General features: G+C 38.7%; 24 protein-coding genes and 1 tRNA gene. 11 read left to right on the top strand and 14 right to left on the bottom strand.

What is annotated here, in order from left to right:
* Positions 1–35: 35 nt before the first annotated feature.
* A complete protein-coding gene (locus D8802_RS02370; RefSeq protein ID WP_125394650.1) occupies positions 36–890 on the bottom strand; it encodes a helix-turn-helix domain-containing protein in 855 nt (284 codons plus the stop codon).
* A 102-nt stretch (positions 891–992) separates the two neighbouring features.
* On the opposite strand from D8802_RS02370, the gene D8802_RS02375 reads away from it, so the two are divergent.
* Positions 993–2,231, top strand: a complete 1,239-nt coding sequence (locus tag D8802_RS02375; RefSeq protein ID WP_125394696.1) for a caspase family protein — start codon at positions 993–995, stop codon at positions 2,229–2,231.
* Between the two features lie 12 nt (positions 2,232–2,243).
* Positions 2,244–3,386 (top strand): N-acetylmuramoyl-L-alanine amidase family protein, encoded by a 1,143-nt coding sequence (locus D8802_RS02380; protein WP_185758179.1) that lies wholly within the window; start codon positions 2,244–2,246, stop codon positions 3,384–3,386.
* 112 nt (positions 3,387–3,498) lie between these two features.
* Here the strand turns inward: D8802_RS02380 and D8802_RS02385 are convergent, their stop codons facing one another.
* Together D8802_RS02385 and D8802_RS02390 are read right to left on the bottom strand one after the other, a co-directional pair.
* On the bottom strand, positions 3,499–4,194 hold the full coding sequence (locus D8802_RS02385) for an LrgB family protein (protein WP_001288937.1): 696 nt from the start codon (positions 4,192–4,194) through the stop codon (positions 3,499–3,501).
* On the bottom strand, positions 4,191–4,565 hold the full coding sequence (locus D8802_RS02390) for a CidA/LrgA family protein (RefSeq protein ID WP_061452895.1): 375 nt from the start codon (positions 4,563–4,565) through the stop codon (positions 4,191–4,193). Before D8802_RS02390 ends, D8802_RS02385 begins: the two co-directional genes overlap by 4 nt.
* A 196-nt stretch (positions 4,566–4,761) precedes the next feature.
* Between D8802_RS02390 and D8802_RS02395 the strand changes: the two genes are divergently transcribed.
* The 3 genes from D8802_RS02395 to trxA all read left to right on the top strand — a co-directional run bounded on the left by D8802_RS02395 (position 4,762) and on the right by trxA (position 5,791).
* Positions 4,762–5,142, top strand: coding sequence for a MarR family winged helix-turn-helix transcriptional regulator (locus D8802_RS02395; RefSeq protein WP_125394651.1), 381 nt, complete (start codon positions 4,762–4,764; stop codon positions 5,140–5,142).
* Between the two features lie 98 nt (positions 5,143–5,240).
* Positions 5,241–5,462, top strand: a complete 222-nt coding sequence (locus tag D8802_RS02400; protein ID WP_000570259.1) for a DUF4649 family protein — start codon at positions 5,241–5,243, stop codon at positions 5,460–5,462.
* 14 nt (positions 5,463–5,476) lie between these two features.
* Positions 5,477–5,791 (top strand): thioredoxin, encoded by a 315-nt coding sequence (gene trxA, locus D8802_RS02405; RefSeq protein ID WP_001029581.1) that lies wholly within the window; start codon positions 5,477–5,479, stop codon positions 5,789–5,791.
* Between the two features lie 96 nt (positions 5,792–5,887).
* Here the strand turns inward: trxA and D8802_RS02410 are convergent, their stop codons facing one another.
* The 10 genes from D8802_RS02410 to D8802_RS02460 all read right to left on the bottom strand — a co-directional run bounded on the left by D8802_RS02410 (position 5,888) and on the right by D8802_RS02460 (position 14,106).
* The gene (locus tag D8802_RS02410) at positions 5,888–6,556 is read right to left on the bottom strand and encodes an MIP/aquaporin family protein (protein ID WP_125394652.1); all 669 of its coding nucleotides are present in this window, start codon (positions 6,554–6,556) and stop codon (positions 5,888–5,890) included.
* Between the two features lie 110 nt (positions 6,557–6,666).
* A complete protein-coding gene (locus tag D8802_RS02420; protein ID WP_125394653.1) occupies positions 6,667–7,458 on the bottom strand; it encodes a DUF2785 domain-containing protein in 792 nt (263 codons plus the stop codon).
* Positions 7,459–7,579: 121 nt separating this feature from the next.
* Positions 7,580–9,376: an oligoendopeptidase F gene (gene pepF / locus D8802_RS02425; RefSeq protein ID WP_125394654.1), complete on the bottom strand. Its 1,797-nt coding sequence runs from the start codon at positions 9,374–9,376 to the stop codon at positions 7,580–7,582.
* A gap of 10 nt (positions 9,377–9,386) precedes the next feature.
* Positions 9,387–10,130 (bottom strand): 16S rRNA (uracil(1498)-N(3))-methyltransferase, encoded by a 744-nt coding sequence (locus D8802_RS02430; protein ID WP_125394655.1) that lies wholly within the window; start codon positions 10,128–10,130, stop codon positions 9,387–9,389.
* A gap of 1 nt (position 10,131) precedes the next feature.
* Positions 10,132–11,082 carry a 50S ribosomal protein L11 methyltransferase gene (prmA, locus tag D8802_RS02435; RefSeq protein WP_125394656.1) on the bottom strand — a complete coding sequence of 317 codons (951 nt, stop codon included), beginning with the start codon at positions 11,080–11,082 and terminating at the stop codon, positions 10,132–10,134.
* A gap of 137 nt (positions 11,083–11,219) precedes the next feature.
* Positions 11,220–11,693 carry a GNAT family N-acetyltransferase gene (locus D8802_RS02440; protein WP_125394657.1) on the bottom strand — a complete coding sequence of 158 codons (474 nt, stop codon included), beginning with the start codon at positions 11,691–11,693 and terminating at the stop codon, positions 11,220–11,222.
* Positions 11,694–11,754: 61 nt separating this feature from the next.
* A complete protein-coding gene (locus D8802_RS02445) occupies positions 11,755–12,123 on the bottom strand; it encodes a hypothetical protein (RefSeq protein WP_125394658.1) in 369 nt (122 codons plus the stop codon).
* Positions 12,120–12,548 carry an NUDIX hydrolase gene (locus D8802_RS02450; RefSeq protein ID WP_125394659.1) on the bottom strand — a complete coding sequence of 143 codons (429 nt, stop codon included), beginning with the start codon at positions 12,546–12,548 and terminating at the stop codon, positions 12,120–12,122. Before D8802_RS02450 ends, D8802_RS02445 begins: the two co-directional genes overlap by 4 nt.
* A gap of 1 nt (position 12,549) precedes the next feature.
* Positions 12,550–13,617: a M50 family metallopeptidase gene (locus tag D8802_RS02455; RefSeq protein WP_185758180.1), complete on the bottom strand. Its 1,068-nt coding sequence runs from the start codon at positions 13,615–13,617 to the stop codon at positions 12,550–12,552.
* A gap of 18 nt (positions 13,618–13,635) precedes the next feature.
* Entirely contained in the window at positions 13,636–14,106 is a 471-nt protein-coding gene (locus D8802_RS02460; RefSeq protein WP_125394661.1) for a DUF3013 family protein, read from the bottom strand.
* A gap of 115 nt (positions 14,107–14,221) precedes the next feature.
* Here D8802_RS02460 and D8802_RS02465 point away from each other — a divergent pair, with 115 nt between their 5' ends.
* From D8802_RS02465 to D8802_RS02495, 6 genes are all read left to right on the top strand, one after another.
* Positions 14,222–15,493 carry a replication-associated recombination protein A gene (locus tag D8802_RS02465; protein ID WP_125394662.1) on the top strand — a complete coding sequence of 424 codons (1,272 nt, stop codon included), beginning with the start codon at positions 14,222–14,224 and terminating at the stop codon, positions 15,491–15,493.
* A gap of 264 nt (positions 15,494–15,757) precedes the next feature.
* A tRNA-Lys gene (locus D8802_RS02470) sits at positions 15,758–15,830 on the top strand.
* Positions 15,831–16,169: 339 nt separating this feature from the next.
* Positions 16,170–16,685, top strand: a complete 516-nt coding sequence (locus D8802_RS02475; protein WP_045616765.1) for a DUF308 domain-containing protein — start codon at positions 16,170–16,172, stop codon at positions 16,683–16,685.
* A gap of 767 nt (positions 16,686–17,452) precedes the next feature.
* Positions 17,453–18,058, top strand: a complete 606-nt coding sequence (locus D8802_RS02485; RefSeq protein ID WP_061597013.1) for a DUF1269 domain-containing protein — start codon at positions 17,453–17,455, stop codon at positions 18,056–18,058.
* Positions 18,059–18,086: 28 nt separating this feature from the next.
* Complete coding sequence (locus tag D8802_RS02490; protein WP_125394663.1) at positions 18,087–18,503, top strand: helix-turn-helix domain-containing protein; 417 nt, start codon at positions 18,087–18,089, stop codon at positions 18,501–18,503.
* Positions 18,504–18,717: 214 nt separating this feature from the next.
* Positions 18,718–19,863 carry a low temperature requirement protein A gene (locus tag D8802_RS02495; protein ID WP_125394664.1) on the top strand — a complete coding sequence of 382 codons (1,146 nt, stop codon included), beginning with the start codon at positions 18,718–18,720 and terminating at the stop codon, positions 19,861–19,863.
* A 478-nt stretch (positions 19,864–20,341) separates the two neighbouring features.
* Here the strand turns inward: D8802_RS02495 and D8802_RS02505 are convergent, their stop codons facing one another.
* Positions 20,342–21,823: a M protein trans-acting positive regulator PRD domain-containing protein gene (locus D8802_RS02505; protein ID WP_125394665.1), complete on the bottom strand. Its 1,482-nt coding sequence runs from the start codon at positions 21,821–21,823 to the stop codon at positions 20,342–20,344.
* Between the last annotated feature and the right edge of the window lie 24 nt (positions 21,824–21,847).

Here is a 21,847-nt window from a genome sequence, read left to right on the forward strand (position 1 = left end):
TCTAACTAGATTAAAAAAATGAATCCATCTAGCAATTAAAATATAAAATCTGATCTAAATATCTCGTTTAATTTCTCTATTGTGTCACTATCATTATACTCCTTAAATATTCTGATAGCTTTAGAACATTCTTTCTTACCTATCTCTACTCGATTAGTTTTAATATGATAAACACCTCTTAAAAAAAGCAAATAATTTTTTTCGAAATAATATCCTTGCCTCGTAAGTAAATTCTCTAAATCATCTATAAAAAATTGAGCGCTATCTAACAAATTATTTTTTAACAGTAATTCCAAGTTAAATAAATATAAAGGAATTACCCTGTGAGCTCCCGTTTCCGTTTTTAGAAAGTATCGTGTTTTTTTGATTACTACTCTGTATAGTAAGCTAATGGTTTTAGTATTCATAAAAAACACCGAATTATAGAAAAGTTTTAGTTCATACTCCATCCAAGTATCTACAGAAAGCAGATATTTTATTAATTCATTGCATTTAGATGAATTATAAGGAAGGTTTGCAAGACGGTTGATCTGTTGCTCAGCAATTAATTTTATATGGTAATTGCATAAACTTTTTTCTTGCTTTTGTCTTAACTCTATTTTCTGGACTAATTCTTGAAGTAAAAATATATCTGAAGAATTTACAGCATTTTCTAACTCTCCCCAAAAACATACCTTTTGGGAATAATAACAGTGAACTAACTCTTCAAATTCTGAAAATGAGGTTCCAAGGCGATCTAACAGAATATAAAAATGATTAATAGATAACTTCGTAACTCCATTCTCGAACCGAGAAATTGTTGATTCACTAATTTCATTACACGCTAAATCTTTCAGACGAAAATTTTTTGAAATACGGATATCTTTTAAAACGGCTCCAAAATTTTCCATATCCATCCTCTTCCATTTTTGCAATAAATAAAACGAGTTTTTTTTATTCTGATATGATTATATCAAAATAAAAAAAAAAAGGAAAATACTATTATGAAAGTTTTGAAGAAAATTTCATTATCAGCAGTTGCATTACTTAGCTTGGGAGCATCCCTGCCAACCAATAATCCAGTTTCTGCTCAAGAATCCTCCACTCAAACGACTTATAGTAAGTCAAGTGGAAGTTGGATAAAATCTGATAGCCGTTGGTGGTATGAGCATTCTGATGGTTCTTATACTACAAATGGATGGGAAAAAATAAATGACACCTGGTACTATTTTGATAGTGAAGGTTGGATGAAGACAGGTTGGATTAAAGAATATGGAAAATGGTATTTTCTAGATGATAGTGGAGCCATGAAAACTGGATGGTGTTGGGATTCGGGTAGTTGGTATTATTTAGATACTAGTGGTGTCATGCAAACAGGGCTACAGACTATCGAAGGTGAACAATATTATTTAGATACTAGTGGAGCTATGCAGACGGGTTGGCACAATATCGGAGATGATACCTATTTCTTTGCTAATAGTGGCGAAAGCCGAAATATCAATCGTCGGGCTTTAGTTCTCGGTGAAACATCAACTATAGCCGTTCCTATCGAAGATGTTAATGCTATGGAAAAGGTATTTCGTAACCAAAACTTTAGTGAAGTTGTTCGTTTCCCAGATAGAACTAAGTCCGAGATTATTGCAAAAATGCAAGAACTTTTTGAATCTTCTAGCGAAAGTGATGTGAACTATCTTTACTTTACTTGTCATGGAGGAAGAGATGGAAGAATCTATATTGGCAGTGATGGTCTGACATTTTCTGGTTGGGAATTGGCATCCATTTTGAAACAATACAAAGGTAAGTTTGTGGTTATGCTGGATTGTTGCTATTCAGGAACAATTATAAATGCAGGTAAATCAGATGAAAAGGCCGTCTCTAAGTCTGAAGAAGTATTTGATGAACAAGAATTTTTAGCAGGATTTTCAACAGGAGATGTAGCAAGCAAGAATGGCGAAATGCTTGATTCTAAATTCCTCGTACTATGTGCCTCTTGGCAGGGGGAAAAATCGTATAGTACATATGGAGGTGGGAGTCTTGCCACAAGATACTGGGCAATGGGAACAGGCTGGAATCCTCTTCAAAATATAAAGATTTCGCCTGTAGCTGATGTCAATAAGAATGGAAGAGTTACTTTGGATGAACTCTATCAATATTCTTACAGTAAGGTTCTTGAAGTTATATCAAGAAGTAATAAGCAGCAACATGTATCAGTTTATCCAGAAAACAGTCAATTTGTTTTATTCCAAAAATAAGGAGTTAAGAAAATGAAAGTATCAAAAAAAATCACACTATTTAGTTTGTCTCTAGCAGGTTTAGCCTTACTGGCTTTCCCTCATTCAGGAAAGGCCTTCGAGCTTGAAGAAGAGTGGGTTATTAAGGGTGGTGTTAAGTATCAAGATGGCAAAATTCTACGATTTGAAAATGGACATGAAGTAGATATCAAAGTCTTAGATTTGCCAAAAACTGAGAAAATCGAGTGGAAAGTTACTTTAAATGGTCAAGATCAGACTGTCAATTTTCTAGGTCAAGAAAAGGACAAGTCTATGGTCGGTACAGAGGGGCGTTACCTGAATTTCTACGTACCTTTTGGCTACAGAGGAGATATCAAAGTAGAAGCCAAGAGCGGAAATGAAGTAAAAACCTGGTCCACTAAAGTGGTAGATGACGTATATAATGGTGGAAAGAGTGGCTACTACCATATTAAAGAATCAAATGATCAATACACCTACCTTGATACTAAATGGGACTATCAAACCAAGACCTACACTGCTACCTTACCAGAGACTGTCAATGGTCAAAAAGTCTTTGCTTGGGCAGAGGAGTATGGTAGTATTAAACTTGTAAAACCAGGGATTATCAGTCATTTCTACAAAGGGGGGGGAGTCTTCAGAGAACTTTATCCGATTGTAAAAGCAGAAAGCTGGCTAAATCTAAAAAATAGTGACGGTGAAACCTGGTACTATCAAAAACAAGGTCAACTAGTTAAAGATGCTTGGATCAATGATCAGGGAAGCTGGTACTTTATGGATGATAAAGGGGTTATGTTTAATCAAACATGGCTTTATCAAGGTAACAACTGGTATGCCTTTAAATCATCAGGAGGCATGATTGCTAGTGATTGGCTATATGATAATGGCTCTTGGTATTACCTAAAAGACTCAGGTTCTATGGCGACAGGCTGGCTTAAAGATGGTGACTCTTGGTATTACTTAAATGATTCAGGTTCTATGGCAACAGGTTGGATTAAAGATAGTGGAACCTGGTATTACCTAAAAGACTCAGGTTCTATGGCGACAGGTTGGGTCAAAGATAATGGTAAGTGGTACTATCTCGCATCATCTGGTAATATGCTTCGTAATACCTATACGCCTGATGGCTATTATGTAGATGATAGTGGAGCTTGGTAATAATCTAGAGTATAAATCTTATTCTATTAACTATTAGTTATAGATTCACAGGCTAAATGATATAAAAGCTACATGACAATACAAAAAGCAAGGAACTTAACTTCCTTGCTTTTTAACTCAATATCAAACTGGCTACAATGGGACTAACAAAAACATAGAGAATACCAGTGACACCGATAGCCAAGCCACCCATGGCGCCTGCTACAGAGCCGTATCGAAAGGCTGTTCCTGTTCCGACTGCATGACCTGTCCCTCCAAGAGAAAGTCCAACAGCCACTGGATCGTCAATTTTCAACCACTTCAAAAGGGTTGGTCCGATAACACTGGTTAAAATCCCAGTCGCCACTACGACGACCAAGGTTACAGTCGTCAAACCTTGCAATTTTTCTGTGATTCCCACTGCCATGGCGGTTGTCACTGACTTGGGAAAGAGAGAAATGGCTAGGAAAAAGTCCATGCCAAAGATTTTTGCCACTATGGCAGTGAAGCTAGTATTGACAACTACTGCTAGCAGACTACCAAAGAGAATACTCCGCGCATGGTGCTTCATCAGATGAAAACTTTTATAAAGCGGAATCCCTAGAGCCACGGTCGATGGGACAATCAAGTTGTTCAGATAAACCCCACCTTGGTAGTAATCTTGGTAAGAAATACCCGTTACCTTTAGGAAAATAATGATAAAAATTGCCGACAAAAGCAAGGGCGTTGTCAATGGGTGGGGGAAACGCCTGTAAATCAACATTCCTACTAGATAAGCTAGTATAGATAATGCAATCCCAAACAGAGGATTGGATACAAATTCACTCATTTGGCTTCTCCTTTCTCATAATCTCCCTCAAATCGTCTCTTGATGAACTGAACCACTAGGGCGATGAGGATAATATTGATGACAGCTGCAAAAAAGACAATTAAGACGATGGGCAAGAGATAGGGGGCAATCACATCAAACTTTTCCATGATACCCACTGCTGGCGGCAAAAAGAGAATGGTCATATTAGCCAGCAGAAAATTCCCCACCATGTTGACATGCCTGGTTCTTAGCCACTTGAACTGCAGGGCTAGAAAAAGAATAATCAAACCGATAATACTGCCTGGGATGGGCAGATGAAAGAAACTAGAGATTCCCTCACCGATCAATGAAATCACAAAAAGAATCATTAATTGAACATATAATTTCATCCTAAACTCCTTGAAATAGAATTCTTGCATACCAGTTTACTCTTTTTTCAGAAAATTTCAAGGAAATATCGAAATTTTTCTTTCTTGCAAGGATTAGATAAAAGTAGTATAATCATTGCATGCGCAATCATCTTGTGTTACAAAGGCAGTTAGTAATGACTTTGTGATTTTTACTTTGAAAAGAAAGGAGAAAGCAATGACTTATTTGGAAAAGTGGTTTGACTACAACCGCCGTCAAAAGGAAATGGAAGCCATGTTAGAAGAAACTGTTGCCCAGCAGAGTGAACAAAGGTTGACCTTAAAAGAATTTTACCTACTCTACTATCTGGATCTGACTGATGAAAAATCCTTACGACAGATTGATTTACCAGATAAACTCCATCTCAGCCCAAGCGCTGTTTCTCGAATGGTAGCTCGACTGGAAGAGAAAAACTGCAGTTTGCTTAGTCGCAGATGTTGCGATCAGGATAGACGGGCTAGTTTTATCTGCCTGACTGACGAGGGACAAACAACCCTAGCTTACCTGCAAAAGGCCGTCGAAGAAAGACTGGAAACGAGTCTTAACTTCATTTCTTAATCAGATTTTTTTAAAAAAGTTGCGTGCGCAATCATTTTTCTTGACATTCTTCTTTTCAAGGAGTACAATAAAGTCAAGGTCGAATAAAGGAGTTTTATATGATCGAAATTACCTATCTAGACGCCAGCAAGCAAGAGAGAACCATGACTTTTGAGTCTTATGAAGACTTTGAACGTTCTCAACAAGCCTGCCTCATCGGCGTCGCAGACTACTACACAGTCCAAAAATTAACCTACAATGGTCATGATTTGGACTACCATGGGACTTATGGAGATGTCTTCTTCTATCTCATGAAACAAGATTTAAGCCAATATAATTAAAAAGGAGAAATACAATGGCAAAAGCAATTACAGATGCAACATTTGAACAAGAAACAAAAGACGGTTTGGTCTTGGTAGACTTCTGGGCAACTTGGTGTGGTCCATGTCGTATGCAAGGTCCAATCTTGGACAAATTGTCTGAAGAACTTTCAGAAGATGTCTTGAAAATCGTCAAAATGGACGTTGATGAAAATCCAAACACAGCTCGTGCTTTTGGAATCATGTCTATCCCAACCCTTCTCTTCAAAAAGGACGGCCAAGTGGTGAAACAAGTTGCTGGTGTTCACACAGCAGAACAAATCAAGGCCATCGTTGCTGAATTGAGCTAATCACGAAACACTCCCATTCAAAATAATGGGAGTGCTTTTTTATTTGCATAGAAAAAGCCCTGTTCCTCAGACTGAGGACAGGACTCTTTTTATTTTTTATTCTTCTGTTCCAAGGCAGTTTTTCGCAACAAGGGCTGCAATAACACCACCAACGATTGGGGCAAGGATAAAAATCCATACTTGTTGAAGGGCTGCGCCACCTACCAAGACTGCAGGAGCCAAGCTACGAGCTGGGTTTACTGAAAGTCCAGTAATGTTCAATCCAACAAGGATCATTGCCATCAAGGACAAACCGATTACCAAACCAGCAATCGCACCATTGCCTTTGCTTGCTGATGTCACCGTCATGATAACCAAGACAAACAAGAAAGTTGCAATGACTTCAAACAAGAAACCACCAAAGACAGTGACACCGTTTGCCAAGGCATTTTCACCAAGACTAGCAGTCGACATTCCTGAGTTAGACAAGAGGAAGAATACCGCAGCTGACGCAAGGAAAGCCCCAACTACTTGTCCAAGGATGTAGTTTACAAGCTCTGAAGATGACAAGCGTTTGTTTACAAACATAGCGATTGAAACAGCTGGATTCAAGTGAGCACCTGAAACAGTTCCAATTGAGTAAGCTGCAACCACAATTGCTAAACCAAAGGCAAAAGCAATTCCAAGGTGTCCAAGGCCATCAAGACCATTTCCAAAAACAACAGCTCCTGTTCCGATGAACACAAGCATAAATGTACCGATTAATTCAGCAACAAATTTTTTCATGATAAGTCTCCTTTTTTTCAAACTATGTATTAGTCTATCAAAAGAAGGAAAGGGTTTCAAGAAAATTGACTAGAAAGTTATTTGAAAATCATGCAACGACTCGCTTGGACTTAGTATTGAAAAGATTGAATAGCTTCTTTTAACTCATCTTGTAAAAAGTTTTTCTGATCAAGTTTGACATAGACTTCCAACAGACAGGATCTGAAGTTGGAAAATTTATGGAAATCATTTGCTTCTTTCAGGGGAAATTCGACTGTTTGCAGCCAAGCAGTGAGTAGAGGCGGTTCGATTTTNCCTCGTAAAATTGGTTCATAAAANGCTCTGGCTAACCGCCAATCTTCATCATTTGTAAAACGAATCTCAACACGTTTAAAGATTTTCCCAATGATTTCAAATGCTTCGGCTATATTTGACTTTGGAAAGCTAGGATGACATATAACTTCCGTCAAGAGATCACCACCATGCGCAAATGCGTGGATCCAACCAAACTGAGGAGAGTAGCCCGTCGTCTCTTTTTCCTTTGTAAGATAGTGTAAGCCTTGATTTAGCATGGTAGCCCTGATAGGAGAAGGCAACTGCTGGTAATAAAGTGATTCCTTAGCACCATCGCAGGACAGTAGATTGGCATAAATAAGTGCCTTAAAAGAACGTTTAAGAGCTGAAACTCCTCTACTATCAATCTCTTTGTATAGACCTTCATCAGAGGAGACCTCTTCTGAGATAAACTGAAACTGCCCAAGGGAAAACAACTCTTCTTGAATACCTCTAGCTAAACTCGTAAAAACAAGTTCGTCTCGAATTTCTGGAGAAGGATCTCCCAAGTGCTCAAGCAACCACTGAATTTCTTCTCGGCTATAGCTTGGTTTTTCTTCTGTCACTTTTCTTTGTAATACTTGATACATCCCTAGTACCTCTGCATTTCTAGTAGCTTATCAAAAAGTCATCCTTAGATGACTTTACATTCTTTAAACTCCGAATTCAGCACATACTCTATAGTAGGTTTAATTCTGACATCCTGTTTCTTTACTCCCCCAACTCAGCACTGTAGGCTATAATCTGGTCAACTGTGTCAGACAAGAACTGGATGGTATCACGTAGTGGTTTATCTGTTGAGATATCGGCTCCGATAATCATGGCTGACTCAAGCGGTGTCTTGCTGCCACCTGATTTGAGGAGATTGAGCCAGTCTCTAGCTCCAGTTTCTGAATGTTTCAGATGAAGGTAACCCGCAGTCGAGATCACAAGGCCTGCTGAGTATGTGTAGCTATACAAGCCCATGTAGTAGTGAGCTTGACGCATCCAAGTCAAGGCTGCATCATCGTCAATTTCAATGGCATCTCCCCAGAAGTCCGTCAAGACTTCCTTCATAATGCTGTTGAGTTTGCTTGCTCCAAAAGTTTCCCCTTCTTTAATCAGTGTATACACCTTACGCTGGAAGGCAGCTTCCAAGAGGTGGGTGATAAAGTTATGGAAGTAGGTGTCTGTCAAGCGGTGAGCAAGAGCGAAGCGTTTTTGACGTGGGTCGTCAGATTGGTGTTCCAAGTAATCACTTAACAGCAATTCATTGAAGGTTGACGGCGCTTCGACATAGTAAGTCGACATATGGGCATTGAAGTAGCTTTGGTGATTATCTGAAAAGATAAATTGACCAGAATGCCCAATTTCATGAATCAAGGTATAGACATCGCTCAAACGACCAGTCCAACTCATGAGGACATAAGGGTGCACGCGATATGGATCCGCCGCATAACCACCAGAATCCTTGCCACTATTAGCAGCAAAGTCCACCCAGCGCTCTTCTTGATAGCGAGCAACTTCCTGACAATATTCTTGTCCTAAAGGTTCTACTGACTTCATGACCAAATCATAGGCGTCGTCAATAGTCACTTCTGGATTCAGGGCGCTGTCCAAGTCCAATTTCCAGTCTGCAAAAGTCATCTTTTCAAGACCATTAACCTTGGCAACATGCTTGAGATATCTCTGAGCGACTGGCGCAAATTCCTGCATAATGAGGTCAATCTGACGGTCAAACATGGCACGGTCTACTTCTTGCTCAGCTAGAAGATAATCAAAGACGGAGTCGTAACCTTTCATATCTGCCAACAATTTCTCAGACTTGACTTGGGCTAGATAGGCTGCCGCAGCCGTATTTTGGTGCTTACGAAGTCCCTCTGAGAAGGAGCGGAAAGATTTCTCACGAACCTCAGCATCCTCGTGATTTTGGTAGAAATTCTCATAGGTAACAAAGCTGTTTTTGTAGGTTTTGCCATTGACTTCAAAGTCGGCCATTTCAAAGTCCCCAGCTCGCATCTTAGTGTAAATGTCCTGTGGACTGTAGAAAACTTCACCGAGATTAGTCAAGGCCTTCTCCACATCAGCACCTAGGTAGTGGGCTTTTTTGATTTTGGCCTGACGAATGGCTGCTGTCAAATGTGGCAAGTCACCCAAACGATTCAAAACTTCTTCATCTGCCGCCACCAAAGCGTCGTCAAAGAAGGTCAAGGCTACACTAGCATCTGTCTCAAATTCCATACCAGCTTGTGCAATATTGGCAAATTCTTCATTGCTATAGTCTGTAGTCTGCGGCATAAATGCATAATTGCCAATATGGCTCATCTGAATGTAGATTTGCTCCAATTCCGCAAAGGCCTTTTCAAAATCCTCAAAAGTATGAAGATTGCCCTTGTAATCACGGCTAAATTGATTGATATCCTCTCGTGTTTTCTCGATTGCACGCAAGAAATCCTCACGGTCTTGGTATAGGGCTGTTAAGTCCCAAAGTTCCTTTTCTGGAAATTCTGAACGGTGTTTTTGTTCCATTTTCTTCCTCTTATTTCTCTAATTCTACTAAAACACTAAGGGCTGATAAGGCGTAAAGTGGCGCTGTTTCCGCTCGCAAAATGCGAGGGCCAAGCCCTGCCAAGACTGCTCCTTTAGCTTCAAAACTTTCAATTTCTGTTGGTGAGAGACCGCCTTCTGGACCAAATACAAAAAGCAATTTGGCTCCTTTTTCAAGACCAGCAACTACTTGTAAGAGCGCAGCGGTTTCTCCTTCTTTAGCCGACTCTTCGTAGGCTACGATGATAGAGTCAAACTGGTCCAGCTGAGCTAGAAAATCTGTTTTTTTCTCGAAAAGCTGGATACTTGGAACGAAATTACGCTTACTTTGCTCGGCTGCTCCAAGGGCGATTTTTTCCAGTTTTTCAATCTTTTTGCCCAACTTCTTGCCGTCCCATTTGGCGACCGACCAATCTGCAGGGAAGGCCCAGATTTGGCTAGCGCCCAGTTCGGTTACTTTTTGAGTGATGAACTCCAGCTTATCTCCCTTGGGAAAGCCAGACGCGATGGTCACTTGGATTGGCAGTTCCACATTGTCAGCTAATTCTTGAACCAACTCAAACTGACGATTTTCCACATCCAGCACGCGCGCCAAGCGCTTGACGCCATCATCAAAGACTAAGGTCACCTCATCATCTTCTTTCAAGCGCATGACCTGAAACATATGCTTGCTGGTTTCCTTGTCCTCGATAGTGACAGGAGAGACTGCACTTCCTTTGACAAAATACTGCTGCATGCTAGCCTCCAATCACACCCGAAATATCCTTAGTTTTTTTAAAGACACAGGCATTCCATTCTCCTTGAATCATATGGGTTTCAAGGAAAAATCCAGCTGACTCAGCCGACTCGCGCACCATGTCCCACTTGTCCTTGATAATGCCACTCATGATGAGGTAGCCTTCATCCTTGACCAAACGATAAGCATCGTCCGTCAGATGAATGAGGATGTCCGCCAAGATATTAGCTACAATCACGTCTGCCTTAATCTCTACACCCTTGAGCAAATCTCCAGCAGCAACGTGGATGTTTTCCATACCAGGGTTGAGCTCAATATTTTCTTGAGCTACCCGAACCGCTACATCATCCAGGTCATAGGCGAAAATTTCCTTGGCACCAAGCAGCGAGCTGGCAATGGAGAGGACACCTGATCCAGTACCCACATCTAGCACCGTTTCCCCCCCACGAAGGACCTGCTCCAAGGCAAAGAGGCTCATCTTAGTGGTTGGATGTGTTCCTGTCCCAAAGGCCATGCCTGGATCCAGCTTGATAATCTTTTCTCCAGCAGTCGCCTCGTAGTCCGTCCAAGACGGCACGATGGTCAAATCATGAGTAATACGAGCTGGTTCATAATATTTCTTCCAGTTGTCAGCCCAGTCTTCCTCAGCCAAGGCAGTCGTTCCCATCTTGACCTCTCCCAAATCCATAAAATCGGTCAATTCTACCAGACGAACCTGCAAGTCCGCCTCAACCACTGCCACATCAACCGTTTCAGGATAGTAGGCTGTCACCACGACTTCCTCTTTCTGCTCGATCTCTGGAAAAATCTCACCAAAACGGTCCACATTTCCCACATAGTCCATACTATCTTCGATCGCAACACCTTGCGCTCCCAGTTCAATCAGGAGGTTAGAGACTAATTCCTCCCCCTCACGCTTAACTGTAACTTTTAACTCTTGCCATGTTTCCATAATTAAGATACCAAGCCCGTAAAACACTAAGCCAAAATAGGAAACTCTCTGAAGACGCTTGTGTCTAATAGAAGTTTATCTTTTTGGCACAGTGTTTAGGGCGGGTTCAGTTTAGAAATTTAACCGAACCATCCTTTCTATTTGTCAATCATTTTATTCATGTAAACCATATCCATACCTTCTTTTTCAGGCTCGATATGAGTTTGACGGTAACCATTTTTCTCATAAAAAGCGACCATGCCCGCATCCTGTAATACCGTACACAAATCCCACTGTTTAATCGTCGGAAATTCCTTTTCCAGTAATCTTAGTCCCTCAGAACCATAACCTTTTCCTTGATACTGGGGTAAAATCGCTGCCGTTCCCAACCATGCCTCCGTCAAATCTTCATTGGTCTGAACTCGTAAAAATCCGATATTTTCTTCCTTTTCTTTCACAAAGTAGTAATAGCTATTGGGACGCTCAACCAATTTCCACTTGATTCGTTCACGATCCTCGAGATAAGGATCATACTCATCTTGGTATTTTTCATAGACAGCCTTAAAGCTAGCTCTTTGAATTGCAATTACGGTTTCTAAATCCTCTGCTCCTGCTCGGACAATCTGAATCATACTACTACCCCAAAATACACACTCTCTCAACTAGTACTTCTATGCTCTTCCACACGCTGTTTTACTGACCCTTAAATTCTTCAATCACATCTGTGTAGTGTTCTTTCATTGCGCTATGAATCTGCTGTTTAAAAATACCAAACATAAGATAATAAACTAGTAGAACAATGCCTTCTAATAGGATAAAAAGTAAAAAATATACTGAAAGAGGCAGTATGAGACCTTCACCACTTAGTAAGGGTACAACAACCATTAACCCCCAAATAACAGCCGCAGAAATTCCTGCTACTTTAGTACCACTTTCCCTTTGCTTCTTTAACTTTAAATATTCCATATAGATGAATGTAGCTTCTTCTCTAGAATATTGTCCAGTTTTTAGTTTGCGTTTAACTTCCTTATTTAACGTCGTTGTTGCAATTGCAAAAATCATTTTATTTCCTCCAAATATTCCCTCACTCTATCCTGCAACTGGGGCACGACCTTATCTGAGCCAAGAAATTCGTCAATACTCATCAGTTTGTAGCCCTGTCCTTCGTCACCAAAGACAATCTTGTCAAATTGTTCCTGCGTTAACTTTCCAACTAGAAAGACTGACTCCTTCCCCTCAAAAAGCATACTGGGATAAACCTTCCCCCAGAGCAGACAATCCTCAGTCAGATGAATTCCCAGTTCTTCATAAACTTCACGCGCTGCGCACTCAAAAGAAGTTTCATCTCCCTCTCGCCCACCACCTGGCAGTTCCCAGGTATTAGGGTATGGAATGTTTGATTTGTCATCACGTAAGATAGTCAAAAGCTTATCACCACAAAACAGGACAATTTTGCAGCCTGTGAAATCAGAAATTTCTATTTCCATATTAGACTCCTTCGGCTAATGCCTTTTCCAGCTCTGCTAACCAGTTTTCATAGTAGCGTTTCTCATCTCGCAACATTCTACTGCTATCCATTTTCTGTCTAGCAATCTTCATAGCCTTGCGAGTTTGAGCTATATTTTTCTTTACCTTAAATTGATACCAGGCTTGAATCATCTGCACATCTGCCATTTTTAGAGATAAAAAGGATTTAACACTTCGAATACTTGCATATTCCTCCGCTTTCTCATTATCTCCTTCCAGCAAGGCGATTTGAAGAAGGTATAGCTGGCAAAAAGTTTCAGATAGCGAGTGTTCTGTTCTCTCTAGTAAAGATTGAAATAGCTTTTTAGCTGCCTCTAAATGACCATCCAATATGAAAACCACTCCCTGAAGAGTTTGGATACTTTCTGCAAAACTACCTCTCGCATCCTCAGGAACAGGCATGGTAAAGTCTTTCAAATCATACTCTTGAGGAGCAAGCAAAGTTTGGGCAGAATGCCTTAACATCAAGTAAGCGTATTTGATATTTTCAGGGTGTTGTCGCAATTCCCAGATTTTTGCTCCATCGGTGATGCCGACTGGCAAAGCGTTGCTTAGGAAGAAAGACAAATTAAGAAAAATCCAAGTACCAGCAAAATACCAGCTTTTTGTCAAAAATCCAAACAATATCGCCAATAATATCAAGCTGAGATGAACCATCAAACCTCCTGAAAGCATCAGAATGATTCTTTGATCACTTTCGTCCTCCTTTAAACCAATATACTGAGCACCAACATTTTTCAGAACGGCTGTTCGACTAAGATTAAACCTACCTGACTTTTTGGTCAAAAGAAAATGTCCTAATCCAAAAGCCACCAACCGATAGCCTGTCAAGTAGCCACAAAAAGCATGACCCAGCTCATGAAGAATAAAGATTAAATATATGCTTAGAAGAGCGAAGGTATAACCAAAAGTAAAGACTAAAACTGCGGAATACCCCAACTCTGCAAATGCGATAGTGCCACAAGCAAAAGCTAGCATAATAAAGGCAAAAGCTAGCACATAAACCAAATAAATCCCAATTTTCTTCATAAAATCTCCAACCAACTCCTAGTATCTCGGATAAGGATAAAACTCTCCCTCTTCCAAGCCTGCTTTCCCTTCTTCAAAGATTTCTTGGTTCCATTCCATGACAAATTCCTCTGCTTCTGGGTCTTCCAAAAAGTCCATGAGGGCATCCAGCCCAACCTCGGCAGTATCTTTAAGGAAAAGGGCGAAATAAGCTAAAAATTCACGAGAAAATCCTTTTTTAGGCAGATAAGGGATGACCGTTAAATAGTCTTCTTCATTGACTGTTGACTTGGCAGGATTGTAAAAAAGCACTGCTTCCTCAAAGAGGATATCGTCTGACGACACCTCTCCATCCTCGTCCACCATCTCCACACCTGCAGCATTTTGTGCTTCCAATAAAAAACTCACTTCAACTGCATGATTGCGCTTGTCCCAGCTAATCTCAAAGTCAAAGGGAAAGTTCTTGTCCAATTCTTCCTCTAAAACATCTAAAAATCCGTATGTTGCCATTTTGTCCTCTTTCTATGCGACTCTTAAATCGCCCCGAATACTCGGAATTATGCTAAAATAGATACTACCATCTTACCACATATACATCAGAAAATCCATGTTAGAAAGGACTGCTATGCCAGACAATCTCGCGCTTCGCATGCGCCCCAAAACCATCGACCAAGTCATCGGTCAGGAGCATCTGGTCGGACCAGGAAAAATTATCCGTCGCATGGTGGAAGCCAATCGTCTGTCCTCCATGATTCTCTACGGACCTCCAGGAATCGGCAAGACCAGTATCGCTTCAGCCATCGCTGGAACGACCAAGTATGCCTTTCGGACCTTCAATGCCACTGTTGATAGCAAAAAACGTCTCCAAGAAATCGCTGAAGAGGCTAAATTCTCTGGCGGATTAGTCCTGTTACTGGACGAGATTCACCGACTAGATAAAACCAAGCAAGACTTTCTTCTGCCACTCTTGGAAAGTGGTCTGGTTATCATGATTGGAGCGACGACTGAAAATCCCTTCTTTTCTGTCACTCCTGCTATTCGTAGCCGTGTTCAGATTTTTGAACTGGAACCTCTGTCTAACCAAAACGTCAAAGAAGCGATTCAAATTGCTCTAACTGACCCTGAGCGTGGTTTTGATTTCCCAGTTGAGCTAGATGAGGATGCGCTGGATTTTATCGCAACCTCTACCAATGGAGACCTCCGTTCTGCCTTTAATTCACTAGATTTGGCTGTTCTATCTACCCCTGAGAATGACAAGGGTATCCGCCATATCACGCTCGATATCATGGAAAATAGCCTGCAGCGAAGCTATATTACTATGGACAAGGATGGGGATGGGCACTATGATGTTCTCTCAGCCCTGCAAAAATCCATCCGCGGATCAGATGTGGATGCCAGTCTCCACTACGCAGCCCGCTTGATTGAAGCTGGGGATCTGCCTAGTCTAGCTCGTCGTTTGACTGTTATCGCTTATGAAGATATCGGCTTGGCCAATCCTGAGGCTCAGATTCATACCGTGACTGCTCTAGATGCTGCACAAAGAATCGGTTTCCCAGAAGCCCGCATCCTCATTGCTAATGTCGTGATTGACTTGGCACTTTCACCCAAATCCAACTCAGCCTATGTGGCCATGGACAAGGCCCTTGCTGATCTCAAAACATCAGGGCATTTGCCCATTCCACGACATCTGCGTGATGGACATTATAGTGGTAGCAAGGAATTGGGCAACGCTCAAAACTATCTCTACCCCCATAGCTATCCTGGACACTGGGTCAAACAAGATTACTTGCCAGAAAAAATTCGAGATCATCACTACTTCTCTCCAGAAGATACTGGCAAGTACGAACGGGCCTTAGCTCAACGCAAGGAAACCATTGATAAATTAAGAAACTTGTGAAATCCTTTTCAAAAAAAATAAGTTTTCCTCTTGAATTTTTTTAAAAAAGTGGTATCATATAAATATAGAAACGCTGTGGTGTACGACTTCACACTTAAGTGTTGACCGACTATTTTTTGTATTATTAGGGAAACAAAAGTCTTCTAACAGCATGTAGGCCGTCTCACACGGAAACAGCTTCAGTTAGAGCGAGTTGCCCACCTGCTTAATTGCGCGGGTTCAATACAAACCGTGAAGTTTCGGCACCAATACAGCTTTTTCTTTGCCTTCTTAGCTCAGTTGGTAGAGCAGTAGACTCTTAATCTATGGGTCGCAGGTTCGAGCCCTGCAGGGGGCATCTAAATCAACAGGAAAAAGCCTTGAAAATCAAGGCTTTTTTGTTTGTCTATAACTGATTTGCCCTACATTTAAATCTATCTTTTCTTTTTGAATCAAATTACATCTTAACAAATAGTGTAAAGCCAGTTACTTTTGCTTTGATGCCATACAATATTTTCATGTAGAGAAGACAAATTTTATCTTCTCTTTTTATTTTCAAAATAATAAAAACTGATTTTCTTTTCATAAATCAGACTGAAACTTCCAAATTTTCCATTTTGTTTATTGATATTTCCTCTAAAAAGGTGTATAATATTTTTATTATCAAACTATACTATACTATATAGGGGGTATTGAAATGAAATTTTCTAATCGTTTACTGCTATTCCTTGCAGGAGTTGTTTTTGTCCTTTTAGCACTCTTTCTATTTACAGACCCAGTAGCTAATCTTGTTGCTTACAGCTGGTGGATTGCATTTGGTTTACTGGTTTCTTCTATAGCAGCTATTTTAGGCTATTTCTCTGCACCAAAAGAGCTTCGCTCACCTGTTTATCTTTTCCAAGGATTTGTTAGTCTTCTCTTAGCTCTTTACCTCGTTGCTTATGGCTTTGTGACCCTGCCGGTCGTCATTCCGACCATTGTAGGAATTTGGTTAATTGTAGAAGCCATTATTGCTTTCTTTAAAGGCAATCGTCTAGGATTGATTTTCCCTATTATTGGCAACCATATCATGTGGATAGCCTTGCTTGCATTTTTACTAGGTCTAGTGATTCTGTTCAATCCAGTGGCTACAGGTGTCTTTGTCGTTTATGTCATTGCCTTTTCATTTTTAGTTACTGGCTTCACCTACATTATTGAGGCCTTTCGTAAATAGTCTAGTTGCTATTTCTATCGCATTCAAAAAAGCTGGGAAATCATATTCTCAGCTTTTTCGTCTCTTTAATTATCACTTTTTCGCATTCCATTCTACGTAGAATTGCTCTAAGTATTCTTCCAAAAAGTGATGGCATAGTGCTCTAGCATTCGATAAGTTGGAATAATAACCGGTCGAGAACGGGGCATCGACTCAATCATACCGAAAATAAAAGATCGAATGTTATCTGCAAAAAGAAAGCTTAGATTCTTTGCGATTTCAACAAAAAAAGCACTGTTTGTACTGACCCCAAAAAGTTAGACAAGTAATTTAAGTGAAGGATTTAGTTCTGTATTTCACAGGACTAATGTAAGTGGCTCATTTGGACTATCCTCCTGTTTTGTTTTGTCACTTACAGTATAGTCCTTTTAGGCTTTTCTTGTATTTTGAGTTTAACTAGCACCACGGGTATTATTTTTCCTTTTACTTACCAGATAGAAGTTAAAACTTAATTGAAAAGAACCATTTAATTTAACTAATGCATGTTCTTAAAATTTCCTAAGTCTACCAACAGCTCTATCTAAATCTTTCTTTTTAATCAAAATTTTAAAATTGCCTAATTTATAGAATATAAGTTTTTAAATAAAAATTTAATCTTTTTGTAATATATTGTATATTGCATAAAAGATTATTGTATGCTACAATTCACCTTGTGTAGCAGTAGTTTGTACTACTAAATATAGGAGATTTTATTCTATCTCTATAAAGTAATAAAGGAGTGTAAGCCCATGGAAAATGTTGTTGTCTCAATTTTTCATATTGAAAGTGAAGCCTTTCAGGCCTTTTCAGAATTAAAACAGTTTGTTCAAACTGAAAATACAAAATTAGCTCAGGCTTCAATTGTAAAAGCTGAAAATGGCGTTGTTAACGTCAAAGATAGCTTTGATTTGATGAATTCCCTAGGAGATGATTATTTCGAAGGCGGATTAATTGGTAGTTTAATCGGAATTTTAGGTGGACCACTAGGTGTTCTCTTTGGTTTTGCTACTGGTGGAGCAATTGGCGCCTCCGTTGGTTCAGACAAAGAATTGATCAATTCGGCATTAATTACAACCGTTAGTAAAAAGTTGACTAATGGCGAAGTAGCTATTATTGCACTTGTACAAGAAAATGATGAATCTGTTTTAAATGCTATTTTTGAAAAGTATCAGGTTGACATTGCTAGATGGGATGTCGCTACTGTTGCGGCAGAGATAGAGTCAGCTCTCAAAATTCAAGAAGATTTAGAGCATCAAGCTAAAGCTCGCTTAATTGCGGATAAAAAAGAAGCTCGTCGTGAAAAATTTGATAAATTGAAAGCTAATATTAAAGAGAAATTTTCGAAAAAAAATTAACAGACTGAAGAGACTGAGGTAATTAGGAATCGGTAAACAGTCCATCTCTGATTACGAAAAACAAAAAAGCTATCCTACCTTTGCAAATTTGGATAAGATAGCAGAATATTTTAATGCAACTCCAACCCAACTCTTTGGAACGAGTAAAGAGATTGAGTTAGAAAAGAGTGTTCTTGAATCTAATGAATACTCTGATAAAGTAAGTGAAATCTTAAAAGCTGTCAAATACATCGAAGATTTTCTAGAAACTGATGGACAGTACTTAGAGGATTTACTTTACTTAACAAGAGGCAACCAACTATACACAGAAGATGGAGATGAGTTGTATATTGATCCAACTTCTCAGAAAAGAACACTTCATACCCAATATGAACCTGGTTTTATTGAAGCAAGAGATAAATCTCCACTAGAGCTCTTAATTGAAAATAAGGAGCTATTAGATTAAATAAAAAAAGCGAGGATATCCTCGCTTTTCTATTGTAAAATCTTATTCTTCATTATCAATCATCAAACACTCTGCCTGTGAGTTGGTACATGAGGTAAATGTGCTCCAAGGTTTTGACAATTCGCGTCACATGAAGTTATTTAAGCATATCCTTTTCTCTCATTACCATTTTCTGTTATAATAAATTGTACTTCTAGAATAGAAAGGTCTTAAGATGACAACTCTTATTAAACATAAACGTGTAGAATTTTCAGAACTTTTTTATGACCTAGTTTTTGTTTTTGCAATTTCAAAAGTAACTACTTTAATTGACCATCTTCATAACGGTATTTTGACTTGGAATTCTTTCCTTGATTTTTTCATGGCTGTTTTGGTTCTCACTGATTCATGGATGATTCAAACCGTTTATACCAATCGCTATGGAAAGAACTCTTTATTTAACATGGTAATCATGTTTATCAAAATGGGACTTTTACTCTTTATAGCCAATATGATTGGACCTGATTGGCAACAATATTTTCATTATCTTTGTTGGGCTGTTGGTACATTAACCTTTACCTTATTTTTACAATATTTGGTTGAATTTTTTAGAAAATCAACCGATAATGTTGAACGGGAAAGTATCAAAGGTTTTCTATGGATAACAGGTCTAGGAAGTTTAGGAGTCTATCTAGCAGCTCTTCTTCCTATTTACGTTGGAGTCTCTGTCTTATTTGCTAGTATTCTGCTAACATTTATTATGCCAATTATCTTGCTTAGTAAAGATAAGCATTACCAGGTAAATCTCCCCCATTTAATCGAGCGCATCTCCCTTCTTGTCATTATTACGTTTGGAGAGATGATTATGGAGCTAGCTAACTTCTTTACAATCGAGAATTTCTCGATTTATTCGGTTCTTTATTTCATTATTATGCTTTCTCTGTTCTTGTTTTATTTTGGTCAATTCGACCATGCTATTGATGAAAAATCTAATCAAAAGGGACTATTTCTAATTTACAGTCACTATCCTATTTTCATTGGACTTATTATGATGACTGTATCGATGAGTTTTCTTCTGAATCCTGAAGCTAATCGTCTCTTTGCAACCAGCTTCTCTTATATCGGATTTGGCCTCTTTCAAGCTGCTGTCCTAGTAAATGGGCCCTATAACAAACACTATCTTCGCTATTCGAAAAGTTACTACTGTGTCCAAGCGACACTCTATCTGGCTGCCTTGATTCTCTCTTTAATCTTTGCTTCCAATCCTATAATAGTAGTGAGTATAACAACCATTTTAGCTCTAGCTATAGCCATTCATTTTATTTATTTTTATATGACACAGAATAAAAAATATTCCAAATCTAACTGGGGGTTCTTTTAATGAGTTTATAACATAAAAAAGCTTTGGGAACCAAGGCTTTATATGATATCAATCACCGACCACGAAAATGTTTAGCTTACAGAACTGCTAGTGAAGCTCTAGAGGATGAGTTCGAGTAAATGTTGCACTTATTCTTGCAATTTATCATTTACTTGATGCACGAACTCGATATTTTTTTCGTTAATTTGTTTTTGCCCCACTTTTGCCCCATTTTTAAATCCTGACATTGAAAATACCTAAAAGTATTTCCCTAAAATCAGCTATATTTCAACATTTTTGTTTATTTTCAATATGAAAAGTTCTTACAAATTCATGCAGGGGGCATCTAAATCAACAGGAAAAAGCCTTGAAAATCAAGGTTTTTTTGTTTGTTCTGAACTAAGAAATGACAAGATTCTTAGGATATTCTGAGTCTAATATAGATGAAATTATTTTCTTATAAGAAAAAACGCTATCTAGCGTTTTTTGTTATTCTTAGTTACTCGTCCAATCGAATAAACATCATTGCGTTAAGCAAAGAGATGAGAGCGACTGTATTGACATTATTGGAATAGATCAGTCTCTTATTTTCAATAGGCGGAATAATAAAATTAGAAATAATGATGTCGTAAGGTGATTCTTTTAGAGCATCAAGGGATAACTCTAATTCACCCCAAACCTCCAGTTCAAAATTGTTACTGCAATAGTAAGCAAGTGTCTCTGCTACTGATTTTGCATGATACTGATCAAAATTACTCATGACCAAAACCTTTAATTTAGGTTGATTTTGTAAAATATTTAGTACCAAGTGTTTGCTATGAGTGATAAAAGTATAAGACAAATGATTGACCTTCATTGAACTATCATCCATTTCCAAAGTCTTTAGATAATGTTCCATTCCTTCCTTCACCTCTGAAACAAATCGAGGGAAAATATTTTGAAAGTTTTTGATTGTATTGCCTTTTTGATCAAATAGGATAAACTCTGTCGATAATTCCTGGCGATGCAGATGTGCTGTATTATGCAGATGCCAAATCAGATTGTCTCTATTGTCTACTTGGAGATTATAGTCTCTTGATACCTGATCTACTAGTTCTCCCAATAACTGATACGATTTTTTTACATAGCTGTCTGTTTTTGCATGGTTGAGAAATACTTCTTCATCTATGAAAAACATTTTTTGAAAATAGGATACAAATAGTTGACCTATCACTTCTTTATTCAGAGAGATACGATATTCAGAATCAAAGCTCGCTACAATCTCTTCGATGCCTTCTGCCTGCATAAAAGATTCCAACAATTGATTGTTAAAAGAATTTTTCTCAACTTCCATAAAATGACCAAACTTTATTCGGTATAAATTTGTTACGAGGAGTAACTTTAACATTCGTTGAGTGGCGAAATTGACAGGAAATGCAGTTTCTTTATAGACCAGTGCCAACAGTTTACACAAAGGTTCTACAGAAAAATCTTCAAAGGGCCATTCGAGGAAATAATATTTCTCTGAAAAATACTGGGCAAAAAAGTAACGGATATCGATTTCATTTCCAGTGATTTGAACTGGATTGAGGTTAATTTCAAAACGATATTGCTTCTTAATAATTTTATTAATGTGACGGATGATACGGTAAAGAGAGGAAGAACTGATATAAAACTCTTTGCAAATACTATCAGTATCACATCCTTCATTAAAGAAGATAAATTCTAAAATTGAAAAGTGGGTTGAATGCTTAAAAAAATGATGATAGACCATCTCAATATCACTATCATCGGTATTAATGATACGGATGCCGTTTGTTGAGGAATGAAATATCAAGTCAGGAAAGGAAGACCTGACCTGGGACAAGTCATCTTTTACAGAACGTTCTGTACAGTCCAATAATTCTGCTAGTTCCGAAATATGAAACCAGCGTTTGTTTTCAAATAGTAATTCTAATAATTCTAATTGTCTGTGATTTTTTTTAGATAATAAATCTCTCATGAATAGCTTTTCTCTCTTTATAAT

Source organism: Streptococcus oralis (genome assembly GCF_003943395.1).
In the GTDB taxonomy this organism is placed as follows: Bacteria; Bacillota; Bacilli; order Lactobacillales; family Streptococcaceae; genus Streptococcus; species Streptococcus oralis_BF.

Bases quoted from the DNA above. Each gene is read 5' to 3' on its own strand.
- D8802_RS02380 (WP_185758179.1), top strand. From the start codon at position 2,244: ATGAAAGTATCAAAAAAAATCACACTATTTAGTTTGTCTCTAGCAGGT.
- D8802_RS02485 (WP_061597013.1), top strand. From the start codon at position 17,453: ATGGAAAATGTTGTTGTCTCAATTTTTCATATTGAAAGTGAAGCCTTT.
- D8802_RS02460 (WP_125394661.1), bottom strand. From the start codon at position 14,106: ATGGCAACATACGGATTTTTAGATGTTTTAGAGGAAGAATTGGACAAG.
- D8802_RS02445 (WP_125394658.1), bottom strand. From the start codon at position 12,123: ATGATTTTTGCAATTGCAACAACGACGTTAAATAAGGAAGTTAAACGC.
- D8802_RS02385 (WP_001288937.1), bottom strand. From the start codon at position 4,194: ATGAGTGAATTTGTATCCAATCCTCTGTTTGGGATTGCATTATCTATA.
- D8802_RS02450 (WP_125394659.1), bottom strand. From the start codon at position 12,548: ATGGAAATAGAAATTTCTGATTTCACAGGCTGCAAAATTGTCCTGTTT.
- D8802_RS02410 (WP_125394652.1), bottom strand. From the start codon at position 6,556: ATGAAAAAATTTGTTGCTGAATTAATCGGTACATTTATGCTTGTGTTC.
- D8802_RS02495 (WP_125394664.1), top strand. From the start codon at position 18,718: ATGACAACTCTTATTAAACATAAACGTGTAGAATTTTCAGAACTTTTT.
- prmA (WP_125394656.1), bottom strand. From the start codon at position 11,082: ATGGAAACATGGCAAGAGTTAAAAGTTACAGTTAAGCGTGAGGGGGAG.
- pepF (WP_125394654.1), bottom strand. From the start codon at position 9,376: ATGGAACAAAAACACCGTTCAGAATTTCCAGAAAAGGAACTTTGGGAC.
- D8802_RS02455 (WP_185758180.1), bottom strand. From the start codon at position 13,617: ATGAAGAAAATTGGGATTTATTTGGTTTATGTGCTAGCTTTTGCCTTT.
- trxA (WP_001029581.1), top strand. From the start codon at position 5,477: ATGGCAAAAGCAATTACAGATGCAACATTTGAACAAGAAACAAAAGAC.
- D8802_RS02370 (WP_125394650.1), bottom strand. From the start codon at position 890: ATGGAAAATTTTGGAGCCGTTTTAAAAGATATCCGTATTTCAAAAAAT.
- D8802_RS02440 (WP_125394657.1), bottom strand. From the start codon at position 11,693: ATGATTCAGATTGTCCGAGCAGGAGCAGAGGATTTAGAAACCGTAATT.
- D8802_RS02505 (WP_125394665.1), bottom strand. From the start codon at position 21,823: ATGAGAGATTTATTATCTAAAAAAAATCACAGACAATTAGAATTATTA.
- D8802_RS02390 (WP_061452895.1), bottom strand. From the start codon at position 4,565: ATGAAATTATATGTTCAATTAATGATTCTTTTTGTGATTTCATTGATC.
- D8802_RS02465 (WP_125394662.1), top strand. From the start codon at position 14,222: ATGCCAGACAATCTCGCGCTTCGCATGCGCCCCAAAACCATCGACCAA.
- D8802_RS02430 (WP_125394655.1), bottom strand. From the start codon at position 10,130: ATGCAGCAGTATTTTGTCAAAGGAAGTGCAGTCTCTCCTGTCACTATC.
- D8802_RS02395 (WP_125394651.1), top strand. From the start codon at position 4,762: ATGACTTATTTGGAAAAGTGGTTTGACTACAACCGCCGTCAAAAGGAA.
- D8802_RS02475 (WP_045616765.1), top strand. From the start codon at position 16,170: ATGAAATTTTCTAATCGTTTACTGCTATTCCTTGCAGGAGTTGTTTTT.
- D8802_RS02400 (WP_000570259.1), top strand. From the start codon at position 5,241: ATGATCGAAATTACCTATCTAGACGCCAGCAAGCAAGAGAGAACCATG.